We start from the raw sequence: 18209 nt of genomic DNA, 5'->3' as shown, positions 1-18209 counted from the left end.
ATCGGCATTTGGTTATCAAATTTAATTTCTTAGAGCATTTCCTCATGTGTTCCCAGTTTATGTTGGATTCAGCGACATTTCTCTGCTAAATAATAAAGCTGGCGTTTAAATTAACTCCTCTATATACCCTTTTTGTGTCTATAAATGGCATTCTAGACAAACTTATTCTAAAGCCTGGGAAGGTGGTAAAGGTTGTGAGTAGAGTGGGTGGTTAGGCCGATAGACTTTTTTATTTGTTCCCAGGCTAATTAGACCTTTGGGTGTTTTTCAATAACGGAGTTTTGTGAATCGAATGAATCGATACCTTCAATTGTTCGTTTTACTGCTGGCATCACTCGGTGCGGTGTTTGTGCAGGCGCAGTCTTGGGTCGACGGTAACTTTGCCCGTTACGACCAGTACAAAAGGCCAGTTTTTATTGCGCATCTACAGAGCACTACAGCCAAATTGGAGGCCAGTGATCTATTGGCTGGCCGTTCTGCTTTTCGCTTGGATCTCGCCATAGAAGCTGAATACTTTTCAGATCGACGTTTTAATCGTCTCTGGCGCGAGTCGCTAGGTATTAATGTCGGTGCTGCGCAAATAGCCGATGAGAGTGACAATATTGAGAAGCTCTCCTCTTTTGTGAGCTATGACTTGTACCGCGGGGATCACTTCACCGTGGAATTTCTACCTGGAAAAGGAACATCGCTTCAGGTTAACGCCCTTCCTGCATTGAGTCTGCAAGGCTCTAAATTGGGGGTGTTGATGCTGCAGGGGTTGTTAGGTGATGTACCCTTGTCGTCCGAGTTTAAGCAGGCGATGCTGACACCAACGGCTGACTCCCAAGCGCTGAAAGGAGCCTATGCGGCGCTGCAGCCCGGAGCTCAGAGGGCACAGCAAATTGCCGAAGCTACCGCAGCTCAGGAGGCAACGGAGGAAGAGGTGGCGTCTGCGGAGCCGGAGCCTGTAGCCAAGCCAACACCTAAACCAACACCCAAAGCGGCGCCAGTGACGGTGGCCAGCGCGAGCCCCTCTGCGGCGGCGGAAAAGAGTCGGGCACCGGAAGCTAAAGCTGAGCCGAAACCTAAGCCTGCTCCGGTGCAAAAACCCGTTGTCAAGGTGACGCCACCACAACCGCCGCATCAAACCAAAGTGGCAGCCGCTACGCCGGAGAAAAAGGCGCCGCCTGTAGATTTGGATGACAAAAACAAAAAGACGTCTGTTCAAGTGGCGATGTTAAGCGAGCCGCAACCGAGTGACAGCAGGCTGTTGGCCATGAGTGATGCCCAGTTGCTCAATGCTTCCTCCAAAAAGGGCGATTCCAAAGAGTTGGTTGTGGCTCAACAAGCCTATCAAACCGAGCTGGAAAGGCAGATTCGCAAGTACCAAACTATTCCTTTCTCGGCGTTTACCCGTCGAATGGAAGGGGACGTAACTTTAGATGTCACTGTGGATAGTTCAGGCCGAATTAAGAAACTAAACATCGCTAAGCCCAGCCGGCATAACCTGCTTAATGACCAGGCACTGGATGCCGCCAGCAGTGCAGAGCCCTTTACTCCCATTCCATCTACGCTGGGTGTCGATCAGTTTAGCTTTACCATTGTCTTGAGCTACGACCTCGTCTACTAGCCAACCACATCCAGCCGGAACAAAAAAAAGCGCCCGAGTGGCGCTTTTTGCTTATTTGCTGGTAGGGAACGAGAGGGCGCGATTTGTACAGGTTTTGATCACGTCTTGGATCACGTGAGTGTTGCAGTGCTGGCCCGGCTTCCAATACAGGGTTCAGTTATAGGTACAGGGTTCAGTTATAGGGTGCGGTTTAGTGCTTCTCCCGGCCACGAAAGCTGATGTCTCTATCTTTCTGTAGGGCACTGTAAATCTGGCAGTACTCTTTAAGGGCCTGTTGCAGGGTATTGCGGTGATTTAGGCTGTTCTCATCGCCAAATTCAAGGCCGGCAATCACCTTTTCCAGGTGCAAAATCTGTTGCTCCAAGGTGCGCAATCGGATGCGATTATCCAGGCTCTCCAGCTCCGCCATGGTGTTGTTTCGGTGGCTGCTAAGCTTCATTCGTATTTCCCCTAAGTGGATAGCGCCATTGCGGCTATTGTCAGTACCGACATAGTGTGAAGTGCCGCACTGCCAGCCATAATCCCAGCCCAACAGATATTTTTTTACGATATCGTATATTAATTTGTTTCGGCATTATCGATAACTTTCCAGCAGGGGGTAGGCCGATGGTTAGCTGCTACACTTAAGGGCAAGATTGATTGCGCCTTGGGGCGGTTGCGCAGGTGCTGGAAATACCAACGGCGAAGAGAATAAGGAGCTGGTGAGCTGGGACATGTCTGAACAGGTGTATGAAATTGTTTTTCGGGGGGATATCGTCATTGGGCAACCCATTGACCAAGTGAAGCTGCGTGTGGGCCAGATGTTTAAGCTGGGACCAGCCCAGGTGGACAAGCTCTTCTCCGGTAAGTCTGTGGTTCTGAAACGGGGTTTATCGCAGGAGCAGGCGGCAAAATTCCGTGCCGCGTTTCAAAAGGCGGGTGCTGTCGTTTCGGTGGTCGCCAGTGCGGCGAGGAGCGAAGCCGGTAAAGTCAGCCCTGAGCGAAAATTGAGCGTGGCGCCTGCTGGTGCTTCGGTGATTCCGAGGAGCGCCGCCAAAGAACAACCGACCACGGCCGTTCCCAACCTCGACCACATGAGTTTGCGTCCGCAAAGTGGTGATCTATTGGATGATAGCGAGCGCGCCAAAGCGCCCGTAGCAGCCGTACAGGCCGGGGAGTGGGGGTTGGCGGAGCCGGGTGCACTCCTGGAAACCTTGGCTGACGAGACTATCCCGCTACCCATTATGGAGGCTGATTGGGACGTGGCTGAAGCGGGCGCCGATTTGGTGGAGCCTTCAGCGCCGGCAGTGGCACCGGTGGCGCCCCCTGATTTTGACATTGCGCCGGTGGGTAGTCAGATGGGCGAGCCCAAGTCAGATGTGCCGCTCCCCGAGCCTGATACCAGCCACCTGCAACTGGCAAAAGACAGCTAACTGGGGCTTAAAAAGGGAAAGCCCAGGGCACGAGTAACAGTACGCCAATGCAATAGACCAGAGTCAGTGGTAACCCGGTTTTGATAAAGTCCAGCATCTGATAGTGACCAGGCGAGTAAACCATCAGGTGTGTCTGGTAACCGAACGGGATTAGAAAGCAGGCGCTGGCTCCATAGGCAACCGCCATGACAAATGGCATTGGGTCCACACCATAGCCCTGCGCCGTGGACAGTGCCACGGGAAACACCAACGCTGCCGCTGCATTGTTGGTGATCAATTCCGTTAGCACCAAGGTCATTAGAAATATCCCCACCAGGGCCATCTGTGGTCCATAACCGTTAAACAGCGTCTGCATAAAGGTGGCGATGAGGTCGGCGGCACCGGAACTGTCCATCCCTTTGGCCAGAGTTAGTGCGGAACCGATAATCACCATCAGCTCAAAAGGGAAGCGTCGCCGCAGCTCCTGCACGCTGAGCAGGCGAGTCGCCAAAAACAGCCCCAGCAGTAGCGCCAACCCTGTGAACAGTGGTAACCACCCCAGTGCGGATAGCGCGATAACCGCGGCAAAGCCGACCATGGCAAAAATACTTTGGCCCTGGTTGAGGCGGGAATACTGCAGGCTGCCAGAGAGCACATGAAAGTTACGATCAATGTTGCGGTGTTGGAAGAAATCGGGGCCAATGGCCAGCAACAAGCTATCACCCACCCGCAGTGGAATACGGCCCAATTGTCCGCGTAGCTGTTTCTCTCCCCGCCGAATACCCACTACGCCTGCATTGAACATAGTGCGGAAATCCACCTCCTGCAGGGTCTTATCGGGCAGCTCCGATTCATGGGCAATCACCACTTCCACCAGGTTGGTGGTTAGTAGCTCCGCCGCTTGAGTGCCGAATACGGTCAACCCGGGAAATTTCTGCAGGGTCTGCACCTGCTCCACTTCCCCGGTAAAGAGCAGGCGGTCGCCAGGCTCTAGAATCTCGTCAGGTGTGACTGGCGAAATCTTGCGCGCATCGCGCTCTATCTCCAGCAAATAGAGCCCTTGCAGGCCACGCAGTTTGTTGGCTTCAATGCTCAAGCCGGCCATGGCCGAGTCGTGGTTAACTTCGGCGGTGACAAAGTAGTTGAGTTTGGTTTTGGTGTCGTTATTGCGGTGCTTGGGTAGAAAGCGGGAGCTGATCAAAACCACAATCAGGCCGGCGATGGCAACCGGTATGCCGACCTGGGAAAACTGAAACATGCTGAATTCCGGCAGGCCCGCCTCGACAGCGAAGGAGTCGACTACCAGGTTGGTGGAAGTGCCCACCAGCGTGGTGATGCCGCCGAGAACCGAAGCGTAGGAGAGTGGTATCAGTAGGCGGGAAGGGGCAAAGCGGGTCTGCTTGGTCAGTGTGCTGAGAAAGGAGGCTACCACAGCGGTGTTGTTCAGAAAGGCCGACAAGCTGGCCGCCGTGACCATTAGTTTCAGGCGGGCGAAGCCCTCAGGGCCGAGCAGCAGTTTGGTGGAGAGTATCTCCAGCAGCGGCGAGCGCTCTAAAGCCAGTGACACCAGCAAAAGCAGGAGCAGAGTTGCCAAACCCGGATTGGCGAAGCTCGACAATAGTGCACTGCTGTCAACCAGGCCAAAAGCCAAGTAGGCAAACGCCCAGGTGCAAAACAGTATTGCCGGTTTAACCTTACCGCTCACCAATAGGGCCAGCAACACCACTATCGAGCCGAGTACAATCCAGCTACTCATCGTTCATCCATCGTCCAATTTTAATGCTGTAAATCCCTGCCAATTGATGATGGAGTGATTACATTCTATCCATGACCTCTATGCCGAGCAGTGACAGACCCAATTGCATATGTTCGGCTACTGCTCGGCACAACTGTAAACGGCTATCCCGTGTCGTCTCTTTTACACCGTCCTTCAAAATGGGGCAAGACTCATAGAAGCTCATGTAGAGACTGGCCAGTTCAAACAGATAACTGCACAGTACATGGGGGAAGGCCTCCTTGACCATAAGCTCTATTGTTTCAGGGAATTGCAGGAGTTTCATGGCCAGTTGTCGCTCCTGTGGCTCGGTTATCACCAGAGTGGCATCTAGCGAGGCCGGGTCGACGTTGGCATTGCGGAAAATACTCTGAATACGGGTGTAGGCATACTGCAGGTAAGGCGCGGTGTTGCCTTCAAAACTGAGCATCTTCTCCCAACTGAATATGTAGTCAGTGGTGCGGGTTTTGGAGAGGTCGGCATACTTCACGGCGCCAATACCCACTTTGCGGGCCACCTCAGCCTTTTCCGAGTCGGGCAGGTCTGAGCCCTTGCTGTCGATCAGTGCCCGGGCGCGGTCAACGGCTTCCACCAGCAGCTGCGCCAACTTCACGGTACCGCCATCGCGGGTTTTAAAGGGGGTGCCATCTTCGCCATTCATAGTGCCAAAGCCATGGTGCTCCAGGCTCACCTCTGGCCCGACAAAGCCCGCCTTGCGGGCCAGGGCAAAGACCTGTTGCATATGCAGCCCCTGGCGTTGATCGATGAAATACATCAGTCGATCACCTTTGAGTTTGCCCACTCGGTAACGGATACAAGCCAGGTCGGTGGTGGCATAGAGGTAGCCGCCATCCTGCTTCTGCACAATCACCACGCTTGGATTGCCGGCCTTATCCGCCAGCTCCGGCAGAAAGACCACCTTGGCGCCCTGATCGACTACTGCCAAACCCTGCTGTTCAAGCTCCGCTACCAGTACTGGCAGATCCTCGTTGTAGGCGCTCTCACCCATTACGTTGGCACGGGTAAGGCTGACATTGAGCAGGTTGTAGATCTCCTCGCCGTGGCTCAGGGAGATCTCCCGAAATTGCTGCCACAGGGCTAGCACTTTTGTGTCGCCGGATTGCAGGCGCACCACGTATTCGCGAGCGGTGGTGGCAAATTCCGGGTCTTCGTCAAAGTGCTTTTTGGCGCGCTGATAGAAGGCCTCCAGATCTTTAAGGGCGATGCCGGCCTCGGTGGTCTCCGCCTGGGACTCCAGCTCCGCCACCAGCATGCCAAATTGTGTGCCCCAGTCGCCGACGTGGTTTTGGCGTACCACTGTGTGGCCGACAAACTCCAGTGCCTTGACGATGGCGTCGCCAATAATGGTGGAGCGCAGGTGACCGACGTGCATCTCTTTGGCCAGGTTGGGGCTGGAGTAGTCCACCACCACGGTTTGTGGGGCCGTGGTTTTGTCCACCGATAGAGCGCTCTCACCCAGGCACTGTTGCAGCTCACCGGCCAGCCAAGGCTCGTTGAGGTGGATGTTGATAAACCCCGGGCCGGCGATCTCCACCTGCTCAGCAATGCCTTCAAGATCCAGGTGCTCAACAATCTTGGCAGCCAGCTCCCGTGGGTTGGTTTTCATGGCCTTGGCGGCCGCCATGGCACCATTGGCCTGGTAGTCGCCGAATCCGGCCTTTTTACTGGCGGCAACATGAGCGCTGTACTCGGCGGGGATGCCCGCCTGAGTCATGGCTGCTTGGACTTTGTCTGTCAGAAACTCTCGAATATTCATACGTTCAGTGGCTTCAAAATTAGGTTATCGGTGCTAACGGCCTGGGTGGCCGCGGGGTGCAGCTAGTGTAGCGCCGCTCGCCAGGGGAGGTCTGCGACAATGGCGGCCTCCTGGTCGAGCAGCTGGTCGAGTCGTTCATTGACCAGTGGCGCGGAGAAATATTGTTCAGCCAGGCTGATAAACAGCTCGTGGTGACGGGCTTCAGAGCGGGCAATGGCCTGGTAGAAGGACTTGAGGTCACCTTCGGGCAAGGCCTCACCCACCAGCGCAAAACGTTCACAGCCCCGCGCCTCGATAATACCGGCTACCAGCAGGCGGTCGAGGAAGTACTCATCACGCCCCCGGCGGAAAACCTTGCGGAACTGGTTGATGTAGGCATCTTTTTGGTCATCACCCAAGAGGCCGCCACGTTGGTAGATCAGCTTCACCACTTCGCGAAAATGCTGCATCTCTTCGATGGCGAGATCGGTCATGGCGGTGACCAGCTCGGTGCGGTCCGGGTAGTGCGACAACATGGAAACCGCCATACCCGAGGCCTTTTTCTCGGCCGCTGCGTGATCTTGCAAAAATGTATCAAAATCGGCAAGTACGGCGCTGGTCCAGTCGAACGGTGTGGTGAAGCGCAAAAAGGCCATTACAAACTGCTGCTGTTGCTTAAAGGGAGCGGATTATAGCTAATTTATCAGTGGCTTAGGGCGAAATTTGGCTTTTCTGGGGTCGAAGTGCGTCAAATACTGGCCCTCGCCGTTTTGCTGCCTATAATAGGCGGCCTTTGAACTAACCCTAAGCTGTCGGGGGCCAGGTTGGCTCATCCATTGCGGCAACCCGACAGCCATTTCTACGCAAAGCATCTGAGCGCATAACAAAAAGGTTCCTCTATGATCATCAAACCCAAAGTACGCGGCTTTATCTGTACCAATGCCCATCCTGCTGGCTGCGCGGCCAATGTGAAAGAGCAGATTGAGTATGTCAAAAGCCGGCCAGCCGGTGCCGGCGGCCCTAAAAATGTATTGGTGATCGGCGCGTCCACCGGCTATGGGCTGGCATCACGTATCAGTGCCGCCTTTGGTTATGGTGCCAAGACTTTGGGTGTCTTCTTTGAGAAGCCGCCAACCGACAAAAAAACCGCCTCTGCGGGTTTCTATAATGCCGCGGCCTTTGAGCAGTTTGCCACAGAGGCTGGCCTCTACTGCAAAAGCATCAACGGTGATGCCTTCTCGGACGACGTAAAGGCCCAGGCGATTGAGTTGATCAAGCAGGATATGGGCAAGATCGACCTGGTTATTTACAGTCTCGCCTCGCCACGCCGTATGGACCCTAAAACCGGCACTCTGTACAGCTCGGTATTGAAGCCAATCGGCCAGGGGTACACTGCCAAAAACCTCAACACCGATACCCTGAAAATTTCCGATGTTACCGTACAGCCAGCCAATGACGAAGAGATTGCCGCCACGGTTAAGGTAATGGGTGGTGAAGATTGGCAGTGGTGGTTAGAGGCGCTAAAAGCCGCAGATGTGCTGGCCGAAGGTTGCCAGACCACCGCCTACACCTACCTGGGCGACAAGCTTACCTGGCCAATTTATGGCCATGCTACCATTGGCAAAGCGAAGGAGGATCTGGATCGCGCTGCCAGCGAAATCACCCAAACGCTGCAGGGTATGGGGGGGCAGGCCCGGGTTTCCGTGTTGAAGGCGCTGGTGACCCAAGCCAGTTCCGCCATTCCGGTAATGCCGTTATACATCTCCATTCTCTATAAAGTGATGAAGGAAGAGGGCACTCACGAGGGTTGTATCGAACAGATTTGGCGCCTCTATCAAGAGGGACTCTACAGCGGCCAGCCGCGCCTGGACGACCAAAACCGTTATCGCATCGACGATTTGGAGCTGAAACCGGAGACCCAGGCCAAAGTGGAAGCTATCTGGCCGGCGGTGACCGAAGAGAATCTGTTCGACCTTACCGACTACAAAGGCTACAACGCCGAGTTTCTCAAGCTGTTTGGCTTTGGGGTCGCAGGCGTTGACTACGATGCCGATGTCTCGCCGCTGGTAGACGCCTCTTTTGGTGAAGAAGCCTAACGACGTCGGTATTTGCTCGGTAACACCCAGGCAGCATGAAATTCCCCTACCGAAGCCTAATGCACCCCCGCTATTTGGCAACCCTGTTGCTGATGGGGGGGTGGTGGTTCTTCTCACAATTACCCTACTCACTGTTGGTACAGATAGCCCACCTGCTGGCCTGGGGCGGCCCCTATTTTGCCAAACGGCGGGTCTTTATTATTCAGCGCAACCTGGAGCTCTGCTTTCCGGAACTGAGTGCTGGTGAGCGGCAGCAGTTGTTAAAAAAGAACCTGTTTCACACCTTTCTGGGTGGCTTGGAGATGGGCGTGGTCTTCTTCTGGCCGCGCAAACGGCTGCTGAAAATGGGGGAGCTGCACGGGCTGGAGAACCTTACCTGTCACCAGTCGGGGGTGTTGATGTTGAGTTTGCACAATACCACCATCGACAGCGCCGGCGCGGTGGTGAACCCTCGTGTGGTGCAGTCCGATATGATGTACCGGCCCCACAAGAATCCTGTCTACGAATACTTTCAGCTGCGCGGCCGCGAGCGCCACAATCCGCACAGCCGCTGTATCGATCGCGCCGATGTCCGCGGTGCTATAAAGGCGATGCGACAGGGGCGCTGGTTGTGGTATGCCCCGGACCAGGATTACGGTATCCGGCAGGGGATCTTTGCCCGTTTTTTCGGTATCGAAGCCGCTTCTGTGACAGCAACGGCACGATTTGCCAGGGCTGCCAAGGTGCCGGTGGTGCCCATGGTGCACTACCGCGATGACAATCTGCGCTGGCAGGTGGAGTATGGACCGGCGTTGGAGAACTTTCCCACGGGTGATGACCAGGTCGATGTGCAGCGCATCAACGACTGGGTGGAGAGCGTGGTTCGCCTGCGGCCGGAGCAGTACCTGTGGGTCCATCGACGCTTCAAAACCCGTCCTCCCGGAGCACCTCCACTCTACGGGCGCTACAGCAAGGGGCTCGGCAGGCCACAGCCCAGCGCCTCGGAAGGGGCTTCTGAAACGGTCGACTCAGCCGATAAGCCATGAGTAGCTAAGCTGTTTGGCTTGTTGTCAGTCTTGGGATGGTTACCAATTGGCTTACCCCCAGCTGGGTGCATGCAAATTCGGGGGAATCCATACCGTGAACCTTGTGTGCTGCTGAGTGCGTCAGTACCATACGCGTCTGTTATTAAACCCTCGGAGAAAGTAAATGATCGAAGGTAGCCTGGTTGCCTTAGTCACACCCATGACCGCAGACAATGAACTCGATTGGGACAGTCTGCATAAGGTGGTGGAGTGGCACCTAGAACAGGGCACCAACTCCATTGTTGCCGTTGGTACCTCTGGCGAGTCTGCCACGTTGAGTATGGCTGAACACTTCGAGGTTATTGCTAAGGTGGTCGATCAGGTTAATGGTCGGGTACCAGTGATCGCAGGTACTGGCGCCAACTCCACCCGGGAGGCTATCGAGCTGACCGAAGCGGCCAAAGAACGCGGTGCTGATGGCTGCTTGTCGGTTACCCCGTACTACAACAAGCCCACCCAAGAGGGTCTGTACCAGCACTTCAAAACCATTGCTGGCGCTGTGGCTATTCCCCAAATTCTCTATAACGTACCCGGTCGTACGGGTGTGGATATGGCCAACGATACTGTGCTGCGTCTCTCTGAGGTGCCCAACATCGTAGGCATTAAAGACGCTACCGGTGATGTCGATCGGGCCCGCGATCTGCTGGCTAGGGTGGCGAGCGATTTTGCCGTTTACTCGGGTGACGACCTGACCGCGTTGGAGCTGATTTTGGCCGGTGGCAAGGGCAATATCAGTGTTACCGCGAATGTCTTGCCGGCCGATGTGGCCACTATGTGCGCGCTGGCACTGGCCGGTAAGGCGGACGAGGCCCGCGCCATCAATGACCGGCTGATGCCTTTGAATAAAGCGCTGTTCCTGGAATCCAACCCCATTCCCGTTAAGTGGGCCATGGCCCGTATGGGGTTAATTGCCGCGGGGATTCGTCTGCCTTTGACGCCACTGGCAGAGAAATTCCACGAGCCTTTGGTTGCTGCCATGAAAGAGGCTGGGGCGCTACCCGCCAATGGCTAGAGATTGGCGGGCGATTGTTCGCCCCCGTATTCGCGAAACCTCCAGCGGGTTGCGTGGTCAATAGCGGTTTGTCGAATGGCTTTTCGATACGACAAGCCGCTAATTTATTTGCGATATTGAATGATTGTAATGATAAAAACCCTGCCCAAGTTACCCCTCATCCTTGCCTTTACCTCTCTCTGTTCCTGTAGCCTGCTCGGCGATGGCAGTAAGGCCAAATCCAATGGCGATGACTACCTACGGGCCGAGCCGATTGCGCCCCTTAAAGTATCGCCAGAAGCTCAGGCTCGTCTGCAGGAGATCTATGTTGTTCCGGATATCGATGATTCTGGCTACGACTACGATCAGGAGTTTGAAGTGCCGCGGCCGTTGGCGCTCTCCAGCAGCGTGCTTGAGGACAAGGTAAAGATTCAGCGTTTATCGGGAAATCAGTGGATTTTTATCACTAACTCTCCATCCGAAGTCTGGCCTCAGGTGCGGGAATTCCTGGGTTTGGCCAATATGGATGTCGCTCGTACGGATGCCACCAAGGGTGTTATTGAGACCCAATGGCTGGCATTTAAAGATTCTCCGGAGTCTATCGATCGCTTCCGCATCAATATCGAAAATGGTGTTCAGCCCGACAGTGCCGAGATCCACATTCTAAATATGCGTGTGCCCAGGGGTACCGATTTGGCAACCGTGCAATCCTGGCCAGAGAACTCCAGCGAACCTGCCCGTGAGGCCTGGTTAGTGGATGAGCTATCCAACACCCTCGCCGCCAACCTGGAGCGTTCATCATCATCTCTGCTGGCTCAGACCATTGGCGGCGATTCCAAAGCTTATCTCGATAAGAGCGACAGCGGTGAACCGGTTTTACGATTACGGCTCAGTTATGTACGTGCCTGGGCTTCGCTATTGCATGCGACAGAAGAGGACGGATTCTTCCTGTGGGATAAAGAAAATACGCTGGGGGCTATGTATGTGGCCTACCGTGAGCCTCCCGATGCAGAAGACAAGCCCGGTTGGCTGCGACGTAGCTATCGCCGCATTAAAATTTGGTTTGGCGCTGAAGACCCGACCAAGACGCCGACCACACCCTACGACATAGGCACTCTGTTGAGCCACCTGCCGGACTCCGCCGACTCCCACGAGGTGTTCAGCAAAACTCAGAATTCGGGCCAAGCCTTGAAGGATATTCCCGGTTACCTGCTGGTTGTGCGTGGCGTGGATAACGAAATTGAGATCCGTATCCGAGACGGCTATGCCAAACGGATTGATGAAAAGACAGCGAAACGGCTGTTGGGGATACTGCGTAACAACTTAATTTAGGTGTGGGGTTGGCCAGAGTGAGATATGCGTCGCTGGGAAGTGGCAGTCAAGGCAATGCAACGCTCATCGAAACCGACGAGGTTCTGATTCTGGTCGACTGCGGTTTTACCGTAAAGGAGACTACCCGCCGTATGGAGCGGCTGGGGGTTTCGCCGGGCGATCTTAATGCGGTACTGGTTACCCACGAACACGGTGACCATATCAAAGGCGTGGGGCCATTGGCACGCCGCTTTGGTATTCCCGTCTATATGACCCCGGGCACCTATCATCAGGCTAGCCCGGGAGAGCTGCCCGAACTTCGTTTGATTGAGGGTTATCAGTCTTTTCAGGTGGGCGATTTGCAGGTGACTCCGGTGGCCGTGCCCCACGATGCCCGCGAGCCTACCCAGTTTGTTGTGGCTACGGAGCTCTATCGGCTGGGTATTCTCACTGACCTGGGAAGCTTGTCTGAGCATGTGGTCAACCAATACCGCGATTGCCACGCACTCCTGGTGGAAGCTAACCACGACCCGGCTATGCTCGCCACCGGCCCCTACCCACCGAGCCTCAAGCGCCGCGTTGCGGGGCAATGGGGTCATCTCAGTAACGATCAGGCCTTGCAACTGCTGGAGTTGTTGGATGCCCAACGTCTACAGCAGCTGGTTATTGGTCATATCAGTCAGAAGAATAATTGCCTGGATTTGGTTCAGCGGCTGTTTGCGCCGTGGACGGAAAAATTGCCAATGGTTAAGTTTGCCTGCCAGGACGAAGGTTTCGACTGGCTGGAAATAGCTTCCGCTGATGTCAGCGATATCAAATCCCGGGTGGGTTAAACCCTGCCGGGTCCTCACTAGGCTTTCCAACAGATTGATTTAATGTGAATATTGCGTTTCCATTTGGATGGAACTGCTGCTTGCGGTAGCGAACGTTCACCATCAGTCAGCTTAAGTCAGCTGTAACTGCTAAGCTAAAACAATAACCAAGCCGACAGGTACAGGAGTACTGCTATGCATGAACGTCGTCAGTTTGAGCGACGCCCAACTTCCATTCGTGTTGAAATTCTACATGACGCATTCGGCAAAATAGTTGGTTACGCTCGCGATATCTCCGATGGTGGTGCTTCAGTGATGTTGGAAGGTGAGGTCCGTCCGCCGGTTGGCACCGAGGTGAAGGTTATTTTCAAGAAGGTATCCGGCACGGTCAACGAAGAGCCGGTGGCCATGAAAATAGTCCACCAGCATCGTAATCTGATTGGCTTGATGTTTTGCGGCGGCATTGTGCCACGGCGCTTTTTTTAATCGACCGCTATAGTCGATCCCACTCTTAGTGCATTGCTTGTAACCCCTTCCTTCACTGCGAACAGTGGGGCGCCTGCCTAGGGCCTGTTAACACTAATTTAGCACCTCTGTTGAGCTTGAAATGAGCTCGATCTAGGCGCGAGCCGCGTAGTTTGGTGGGCCCAAATCAGCGGTGAGCAACAACGAGCGAGCTCATTTCAGGCTCAACCCTTCGGGCTGGGGCCAGTTTTTTGCCCAGCGTTGTTGCCAGCCGCTTATGTAGGCCTACTACATGGCACGTCTGGCGCCTAGCTGGGCAAAAAACTGACCTCCAGCAGTGGTGCTAAATTAGTGTTAACAGGCCCTAGCGACAGGTGGCGGGTGCAACCACTGTCAGGCCGGGTAGTTTGCTAAGTTGCTGTAAATCGGTACAGCTCACTGCCTGGTTACCCGTTAAATCCACCCACTCAAGCTTTGGCAAATTAAACAGTTCCTGTACATCTGTTAATTCATTGTTGGCTAAATTTAGCTCGCGCAACTCCGCCATTCCCTGCATGCCAGTCAGCGAAGTGATGCTATTGTCCGAAAGGTTTAGTAGCTGGACCCCTCGAAATTGGCTGAGCCCCGCCAGAGTGCTAATACCGGCGCTGCTGCACAGTAGCCGCTCGAGTGTCGAGGCTTCTGTTACCTGTTGATCTTTTATGTGCTGATTGATGCAATCGGCCAGAGCGGTGTCGTTAGCCCTGACATCGGTGAGCAGGGACGGCGGTTGGTAAACCGACATCTCATTGAGCGACACTTGGTAATTGCTGCAGGCGGAGATAAGCAGGCCTACGGCCGCAACAAGGCTTGGGAAGATCTTTTTTGTGAGCATAGAGGCTGCTTATCCATCGGATTGGTGGTTAAATGAGCCGGCAGTGTAACAAAATTACTGGCATGCAAGCGTTGATCAAAGTGCGAAAGCGGTGGTCTCACCCTGGGTGGTGCCATGCGACGGCGATATCGGGTACTGTGCAGTAGCGACTGGGGATGGAACGAGTGCGTTGGAGTGGAAAAATATCGGTATCGTCAATCACGGCGCTAATAGTTGTGCTGAAGTTGGCCGGTACACCCGTTGCTAGCCAGGCGGGGCAGAACAGTGAGGAAAGTGTAGTGGAGCCCGCTTCGGCAGTAGTCGAGGAGAGTGAAGATACCTCTGGCGAAGCGTCTGGCCTCCTGGATGACGCCCAGTTGCTGGAGCGGATGAGTACAGTCGACCTGGTAATGGCTGTGCGGGTTGATGTTGCACTGGAGCAGATTAACCTGGCACTCTCTCGCGACGGTAATTACGTATCTGAGGGGGTACGCTACGGTGTTACGGTGGATGCGGTATGGAAAGGTTCACCATTGACGGAACAGGGCTTGGTCTACTTCAATGTTCCGCTCAACAAATGTTATCGCACCATGCTCAAAAACAGTGATTACCTATTGCTGGTCAACACCGCAGACGACGGTACCATCCGAATCGAGAGTTGCGATGATATAGTGCCGCGCGAGGTGGTATCCGACCAATTCGCCGCCATCGCAACGCAGGCCGGTTACTCGAGTACAACACCTGCACCGAATAGCGCCACTGATCGAACCGCAAGCTACAACAGTCACACCGCTAACTCTTCGCAGTAACCCCTATTCGTATTAACCCCTATTAGAGAACCCACACTTCCACCCGCTGATTGCGTAGACGGGCGCTGCCGGTATTGGCGGCCACCGGATTGGCGGCGCCAAAGCCTGCCACCGGCGCTACACGAATACCATTGGCGTGCAGCTCAGCTTTCACGGTGATAGCCCGCAGGCGCGATAGTACCAAGGCGCGATCATCTGTCTGTTGCTGGTCGCCAAAACCGACCAGCAATAGCTTCCGGTGTCGAAACGCTTCTGTCTTGGCCAGTTGTATCAGCCGCTCGATATCGTGTTTGGCTTTGTTGTCGAGCTCTGCACTGCCCTCATGGAAGCGGATGTTAACCGACAGACGTTGGGCATCTTTCACCAGTGCCAGGTACTCGGCCGGGCCATCGTCGGGCCGTACCTGCATAGCGATCGGTGTTTGCGAAACAAAGCCTGATTTGGCCACCAGCGCCTGCGCCTCGGCACCGTGTACATAGCGAAGAAAGCGCGCAGGCAGTGAACCCTCTGGTTGGTCAGCGCTGTAGAGATAGAGTCTGCGGGATAACAGATAGTCCTCCGTAGCGATGGCTATTTGCTCAGGTTTAAGTGCATCGACACCACTTTGACCTATGGCTAAGGGCTTGCATTGGGCGATGGCGGCCAAGCCGACAAAGCCGATACCATTCTCATCTTTGGCTACAGCGTCGGCCAATGCCCGGTTGGACTCAAACAGCTGTGCGTCACCACTGAGCGATGGCTGATCGGAGAGCACCAGGGATTTAAAGGTATCGGCTGTTCCTGAGTTGCCATCCCGGGCATAGAGATGGATTTCGGCGTTGGCCCCACCCAGCTCAGCCCAATTAGTGATATGACCAGAAAAGATGGCCGCTAGCTGGTCCAGAGTGAGTTCCGCCAATGGGTTGTGGGGGTGTACGATAACCGCCACGCCATCGATGGCAATGATGTGTTCACTACTAAAACTGCGCATGTTGCCAAGCTGAGAGAGGCCGCGGAGCTCCTCTGAATTGATCGCCCGTGAAGCCATGGCGATATCGGTTGGGTTCTGTTTTAATGCGCCGAAGCCCGTGGCTGTGCCATGGGCTTCGATGATTACGGCAACGGTTTGGTTGGAGCTTGGGGTGAGCGCCTCGACTCGTGTTTCATTACTCAGGTTACCCGGTTTGATAATTACCTGCCGGTAGCCTTGCCCCTGTAAAAAGCCCTGTACCAGTCTTGGTGCCAGTTCGCTGCCAATGGTGTTGGAACCGTGCAGCGTGAATAACGCTTCATGGCGGGTTTGGGCAAGCAGGTGGGGCGAGACTTGCGTCAGCCAGAGCAAGAAAATAAAGGGAAGCAAACGCATGGTCAGATCAAACCTGGTCAATTACTAAAGCTGGGCATTGTTGAAAATTGATGTTGCAAAACGGTTACATGCTATTTGTGTTCTGGTTCGTGAGCTTGCTCCGTGGTCGCTGATATTTCGGCTTACGTAGCCGTGTTGAGCTGCGGATTTGCGGATCGGGAGCGGGCTTTAGCCCAGCGACTGCAGACCCAGTTGGTCAACCCGTCCGATCTACCGTCTGGCCTCAGTTATCTGTTGGCTTACGGTGAGGAAGGCTTGGAACTGATCAATCTTGCGGCTCCTAAAACCCGGCCAATTCGCGTCGATTTTGCCACCGGCAAGGCACAGCATCGGCGTTTATACGGTGGCGGTCAGGGGCAGATGATTGCCAAGGCCGTGGGGGTGTCCAGTCGTTTTAAACCCAAGTTGCTGGATTGCACTGCCGGCATGGGTGGCGATGGCTTTGTGCTGGCTTGCCTGGGCTGCTCGGTAACGCTGTTGGAACGAAATCCGGTTGTCCACGCGCTGTTGGCCGATGGCTTGGCGAGGGCTGCTGCGTTGGGAGAGCCGGAGCTCGACGACATCACCGGGCGCCTGAGGTTGATTAATGATGATGCTATCGGTTATCTGCAAACTCTGCCCGGCGATCAGACCGCCGATGTGATCTATCTGGACCCGATGTTTCCCGAGCGAAAAAAAAGTGCAGCGGTCAAAAAAGAGATGCAGTTTTTTCACTCGCTGGTGGGGGCCGATCTGGATCAAACCGAGTTGTTAATGGTGGCTCGCTCAAAGGCGGTGTATCGGGTGGTGGTAAAACGGCCGCGGTTGGCGGAAGCCATTGGTGAGCAGCAGCCAAGCTTTCAAGTGGTGGGGAAAACCAGCCGCTATGATATTTACGTCAATAAAAAAATACCCGGTTAACGGTAGCGGAAGAGTGGTAGCTATTTTTTAAAAAAGCTAACCAGCCGGATAATAATCATACGTACATGGGCCAGCATGGCGATCAAAAAACCGGCTCCAACCAGTACTATGCCGGCTACTAGAATAATCTCCTGAGTCCAGGAGCTCTCTATATTCATACCGGCGTAAACACCCACCATGCCAGTAAAGAAGAGGCTGGCGCCCAAGCGGAATTGCTTGAAAACATCGACCAGTGACGCACTGTAATGTTGTTTAAGCGCCTGCCAATAGCGATTATTCCTCAGCATGGAGTTAGTTAATCTTTTTGCCAGCGTTGCTTGGCGGCGAGGTCTGATTGCTTGGCGTCTACCCAAAAGTCGCCATCAGAACGCAGCTCTTTTTTCCAGAAGGGAGCATCATTTTTTAGGTAGTCCATTATAAATTCGGCGGCTTGGAAGCTGTCTGCCCGATGGCGGCTGGCAACACCAACAGCCACAATTTGATCACCCGCTTTAAGTTTGCCGATGCGATGGATAATCGTCACTGCCTGCAGAGGCCAGCGTTCAGAGGCTTGTTTGGCTATGCTGGTGAGTGAGCTTTCGGTCATGCCTGGGTAATGCTCGAGTTCCAAACCAAGAATATTTTGGTTGTGATCAAAATCGCGTACCAAGCCACTAAAAAACACAATTGCCCCAGGTGTCGGTGCGAGTTGAGTGAGGGTTGAATAAATTGCGTCGATGGCAAAGTCCTGCGCCTGAACGCCGATTGTGAATAGAGTATCAGTCATCTTTACCCCCCTGTTACCGGCGGGAAAAACGCCACTTCGTCGTTGTCGGTCAAGGCCGTAGTTGCCGGTACTACCGTTTGGTTAACAGCAGAAAATAATTTTTGTTCCATCAGAAAAGATTGCCAGTGGCTGTTGCGTTGGCAGAGATAGGCGATTAGGTCAGCAACTGTTGTCGATTTGCCGCCATTGATCTCATCTAGGTTGATGTGCATCTGGTTGGTGCCCAACTGGTCGCGCAACCGTGCGAAAAAGAGTACCTGGATCATA

General features: G+C 54.4%; 19 protein-coding genes. 10 read left to right on the top strand and 9 right to left on the bottom strand.

Annotated elements, in window-relative coordinates; genetic code table 11:
- The first annotated feature begins 292 nt into the window (after positions 1 to 292).
- Positions 293 to 1609, top strand: a complete 1317-nt coding sequence (locus SBL51_RS09230; RefSeq protein WP_317930628.1) for a TonB family protein — start codon at positions 293 to 295, stop codon at positions 1607 to 1609.
- 190 nt (positions 1610 to 1799) lie between these two features.
- Here the strand turns inward: SBL51_RS09230 and SBL51_RS09225 are convergent, their stop codons facing one another.
- On the bottom strand, positions 1800 to 2048 hold the full coding sequence (locus SBL51_RS09225; protein WP_317930627.1) for a hypothetical protein: 249 nt from the start codon (positions 2046 to 2048) through the stop codon (positions 1800 to 1802).
- Between the two features lie 274 nt (positions 2049 to 2322).
- On the opposite strand from SBL51_RS09225, the gene SBL51_RS09220 reads away from it, so the two are divergent.
- Positions 2323 to 3021: a hypothetical protein gene (locus SBL51_RS09220; protein WP_317930626.1), complete on the top strand. Its 699-nt coding sequence runs from the start codon at positions 2323 to 2325 to the stop codon at positions 3019 to 3021.
- 7 nt (positions 3022 to 3028) lie between these two features.
- Here the strand turns inward: SBL51_RS09220 and SBL51_RS09215 are convergent, their stop codons facing one another.
- The 3 genes from SBL51_RS09215 to SBL51_RS09205 form a co-directional block, all read right to left on the bottom strand.
- Positions 3029 to 4756: an SLC13 family permease gene (locus SBL51_RS09215; protein WP_317930625.1), complete on the bottom strand. Its 1728-nt coding sequence runs from the start codon at positions 4754 to 4756 to the stop codon at positions 3029 to 3031.
- Positions 4757 to 4814: 58 nt separating this feature from the next.
- Positions 4815 to 6551, bottom strand: coding sequence for an arginine--tRNA ligase (gene argS / locus SBL51_RS09210; protein ID WP_317930624.1), 1737 nt, complete (start codon positions 6549 to 6551; stop codon positions 4815 to 4817).
- A gap of 62 nt (positions 6552 to 6613) precedes the next feature.
- Entirely contained in the window at positions 6614 to 7186 is a 573-nt protein-coding gene (locus SBL51_RS09205; protein WP_317930623.1) for a tRNA-(ms[2]io[6]A)-hydroxylase, read from the bottom strand.
- A 243-nt stretch (positions 7187 to 7429) separates the two neighbouring features.
- On the opposite strand from SBL51_RS09205, the gene fabV reads away from it, so the two are divergent.
- The 6 genes from fabV to SBL51_RS09175 all read left to right on the top strand — a co-directional run bounded on the left by fabV (position 7430) and on the right by SBL51_RS09175 (position 13290).
- Positions 7430 to 8626 carry an enoyl-ACP reductase FabV gene (fabV, locus tag SBL51_RS09200; RefSeq protein ID WP_317930622.1) on the top strand — a complete coding sequence of 399 codons (1197 nt, stop codon included), beginning with the start codon at positions 7430 to 7432 and terminating at the stop codon, positions 8624 to 8626.
- A 59-nt stretch (positions 8627 to 8685) separates the two neighbouring features.
- Positions 8686 to 9651 (top strand): lipid A biosynthesis lauroyl acyltransferase, encoded by a 966-nt coding sequence (locus SBL51_RS09195; protein ID WP_317930621.1) that lies wholly within the window; start codon positions 8686 to 8688, stop codon positions 9649 to 9651.
- A 163-nt stretch (positions 9652 to 9814) separates the two neighbouring features.
- A complete protein-coding gene (gene dapA, locus SBL51_RS09190) occupies positions 9815 to 10702 on the top strand; it encodes a 4-hydroxy-tetrahydrodipicolinate synthase (protein ID WP_317930620.1) in 888 nt (295 codons plus the stop codon).
- Between the two features lie 120 nt (positions 10703 to 10822).
- The gene (gene bamC, locus SBL51_RS09185; protein WP_317930619.1) at positions 10823 to 12013 is read left to right on the top strand and encodes an outer membrane protein assembly factor BamC; all 1191 of its coding nucleotides are present in this window, start codon (positions 10823 to 10825) and stop codon (positions 12011 to 12013) included.
- Positions 12014 to 12030: 17 nt separating this feature from the next.
- A complete protein-coding gene (locus SBL51_RS09180; RefSeq protein WP_317931141.1) occupies positions 12031 to 12825 on the top strand; it encodes an MBL fold metallo-hydrolase in 795 nt (264 codons plus the stop codon).
- A 174-nt stretch (positions 12826 to 12999) separates the two neighbouring features.
- Entirely contained in the window at positions 13000 to 13290 is a 291-nt protein-coding gene (locus SBL51_RS09175; RefSeq protein WP_317930618.1) for a PilZ domain-containing protein, read from the top strand.
- Between the two features lie 343 nt (positions 13291 to 13633).
- Here the strand turns inward: SBL51_RS09175 and SBL51_RS09170 are convergent, their stop codons facing one another.
- A complete protein-coding gene (locus SBL51_RS09170) occupies positions 13634 to 14143 on the bottom strand; it encodes a leucine-rich repeat domain-containing protein (RefSeq protein ID WP_317930617.1) in 510 nt (169 codons plus the stop codon).
- 278 nt (positions 14144 to 14421) lie between these two features.
- Between SBL51_RS09170 and SBL51_RS09165 the strand changes: the two genes are divergently transcribed.
- Positions 14422 to 14931 carry a hypothetical protein gene (locus SBL51_RS09165; RefSeq protein WP_317930616.1) on the top strand — a complete coding sequence of 170 codons (510 nt, stop codon included), beginning with the start codon at positions 14422 to 14424 and terminating at the stop codon, positions 14929 to 14931.
- Between the two features lie 22 nt (positions 14932 to 14953).
- Here SBL51_RS09165 and SBL51_RS09160 read toward each other — a convergent pair whose 3' ends face one another.
- Positions 14954 to 16276 (bottom strand): phosphate ABC transporter substrate-binding/OmpA family protein, encoded by a 1323-nt coding sequence (locus SBL51_RS09160; RefSeq protein ID WP_317930615.1) that lies wholly within the window; start codon positions 16274 to 16276, stop codon positions 14954 to 14956.
- A 102-nt stretch (positions 16277 to 16378) separates the two neighbouring features.
- Here SBL51_RS09160 and SBL51_RS09155 point away from each other — a divergent pair, with 102 nt between their 5' ends.
- Positions 16379 to 17176 carry a class I SAM-dependent methyltransferase gene (locus tag SBL51_RS09155; RefSeq protein WP_317930614.1) on the top strand — a complete coding sequence of 266 codons (798 nt, stop codon included), beginning with the start codon at positions 16379 to 16381 and terminating at the stop codon, positions 17174 to 17176.
- Between the two features lie 20 nt (positions 17177 to 17196).
- Here SBL51_RS09155 and SBL51_RS09150 read toward each other — a convergent pair whose 3' ends face one another.
- The 3 genes from SBL51_RS09150 to moaD are packed head-to-tail and all read right to left on the bottom strand — an operon-like array spanning position 17197 to position 18208.
- Entirely contained in the window at positions 17197 to 17463 is a 267-nt protein-coding gene (locus tag SBL51_RS09150; protein ID WP_317930613.1) for a hypothetical protein, read from the bottom strand.
- A gap of 8 nt (positions 17464 to 17471) precedes the next feature.
- Positions 17472 to 17942, bottom strand: coding sequence for a molybdopterin synthase catalytic subunit MoaE (moaE, locus tag SBL51_RS09145; protein WP_317930612.1), 471 nt, complete (start codon positions 17940 to 17942; stop codon positions 17472 to 17474).
- 2 nt (positions 17943 to 17944) lie between these two features.
- On the bottom strand, positions 17945 to 18208 hold the full coding sequence (gene moaD, locus SBL51_RS09140) for a molybdopterin converting factor subunit 1 (RefSeq protein WP_317930611.1): 264 nt from the start codon (positions 18206 to 18208) through the stop codon (positions 17945 to 17947).
- Between the last annotated feature and the right edge of the window lies 1 nt (position 18209).

The organism is Halioxenophilus sp. WMMB6 (assembly GCF_033283405.1).
Classification (GTDB): domain Bacteria; phylum Pseudomonadota; class Gammaproteobacteria; order Pseudomonadales; family Cellvibrionaceae; genus Halioxenophilus.
This window is presented reverse-complemented; position numbering and strand designations above follow the sequence as displayed.

What these genes read in the sequence shown, in the direction of transcription:
- SBL51_RS09205 (WP_317930623.1), bottom strand. Translation starts at nt 7,186, where the DNA reads ATGGCCTTTTTGCGCTTCACCACACCGTTCGACTGGACCAGCGCCGTA.
- moaD (WP_317930611.1), bottom strand. Translation starts at nt 18,208, where the DNA reads ATGATCCAGGTACTCTTTTTCGCACGGTTGCGCGACCAGTTGGGCACC.
- SBL51_RS09220 (WP_317930626.1), top strand. Translation starts at nt 2,323, where the DNA reads ATGTCTGAACAGGTGTATGAAATTGTTTTTCGGGGGGATATCGTCATT.
- SBL51_RS09215 (WP_317930625.1), bottom strand. Translation starts at nt 4,756, where the DNA reads ATGAGTAGCTGGATTGTACTCGGCTCGATAGTGGTGTTGCTGGCCCTA.
- moaE (WP_317930612.1), bottom strand. Translation starts at nt 17,942, where the DNA reads ATGACTGATACTCTATTCACAATCGGCGTTCAGGCGCAGGACTTTGCC.
- fabV (WP_317930622.1), top strand. Translation starts at nt 7,430, where the DNA reads ATGATCATCAAACCCAAAGTACGCGGCTTTATCTGTACCAATGCCCAT.
- SBL51_RS09175 (WP_317930618.1), top strand. Translation starts at nt 13,000, where the DNA reads ATGCATGAACGTCGTCAGTTTGAGCGACGCCCAACTTCCATTCGTGTT.
- argS (WP_317930624.1), bottom strand. Translation starts at nt 6,551, where the DNA reads ATGAATATTCGAGAGTTTCTGACAGACAAAGTCCAAGCAGCCATGACT.
- SBL51_RS09160 (WP_317930615.1), bottom strand. Translation starts at nt 16,276, where the DNA reads ATGCGTTTGCTTCCCTTTATTTTCTTGCTCTGGCTGACGCAAGTCTCG.
- SBL51_RS09225 (WP_317930627.1), bottom strand. Translation starts at nt 2,048, where the DNA reads ATGAAGCTTAGCAGCCACCGAAACAACACCATGGCGGAGCTGGAGAGC.
- SBL51_RS09150 (WP_317930613.1), bottom strand. Translation starts at nt 17,463, where the DNA reads ATGCTGAGGAATAATCGCTATTGGCAGGCGCTTAAACAACATTACAGT.
- SBL51_RS09230 (WP_317930628.1), top strand. Translation starts at nt 293, where the DNA reads ATGAATCGATACCTTCAATTGTTCGTTTTACTGCTGGCATCACTCGGT.
- bamC (WP_317930619.1), top strand. Translation starts at nt 10,823, where the DNA reads ATGATTGTAATGATAAAAACCCTGCCCAAGTTACCCCTCATCCTTGCC.
- SBL51_RS09195 (WP_317930621.1), top strand. Translation starts at nt 8,686, where the DNA reads ATGCACCCCCGCTATTTGGCAACCCTGTTGCTGATGGGGGGGTGGTGG.
- SBL51_RS09170 (WP_317930617.1), bottom strand. Translation starts at nt 14,143, where the DNA reads ATGCTCACAAAAAAGATCTTCCCAAGCCTTGTTGCGGCCGTAGGCCTG.
- dapA (WP_317930620.1), top strand. Translation starts at nt 9,815, where the DNA reads ATGATCGAAGGTAGCCTGGTTGCCTTAGTCACACCCATGACCGCAGAC.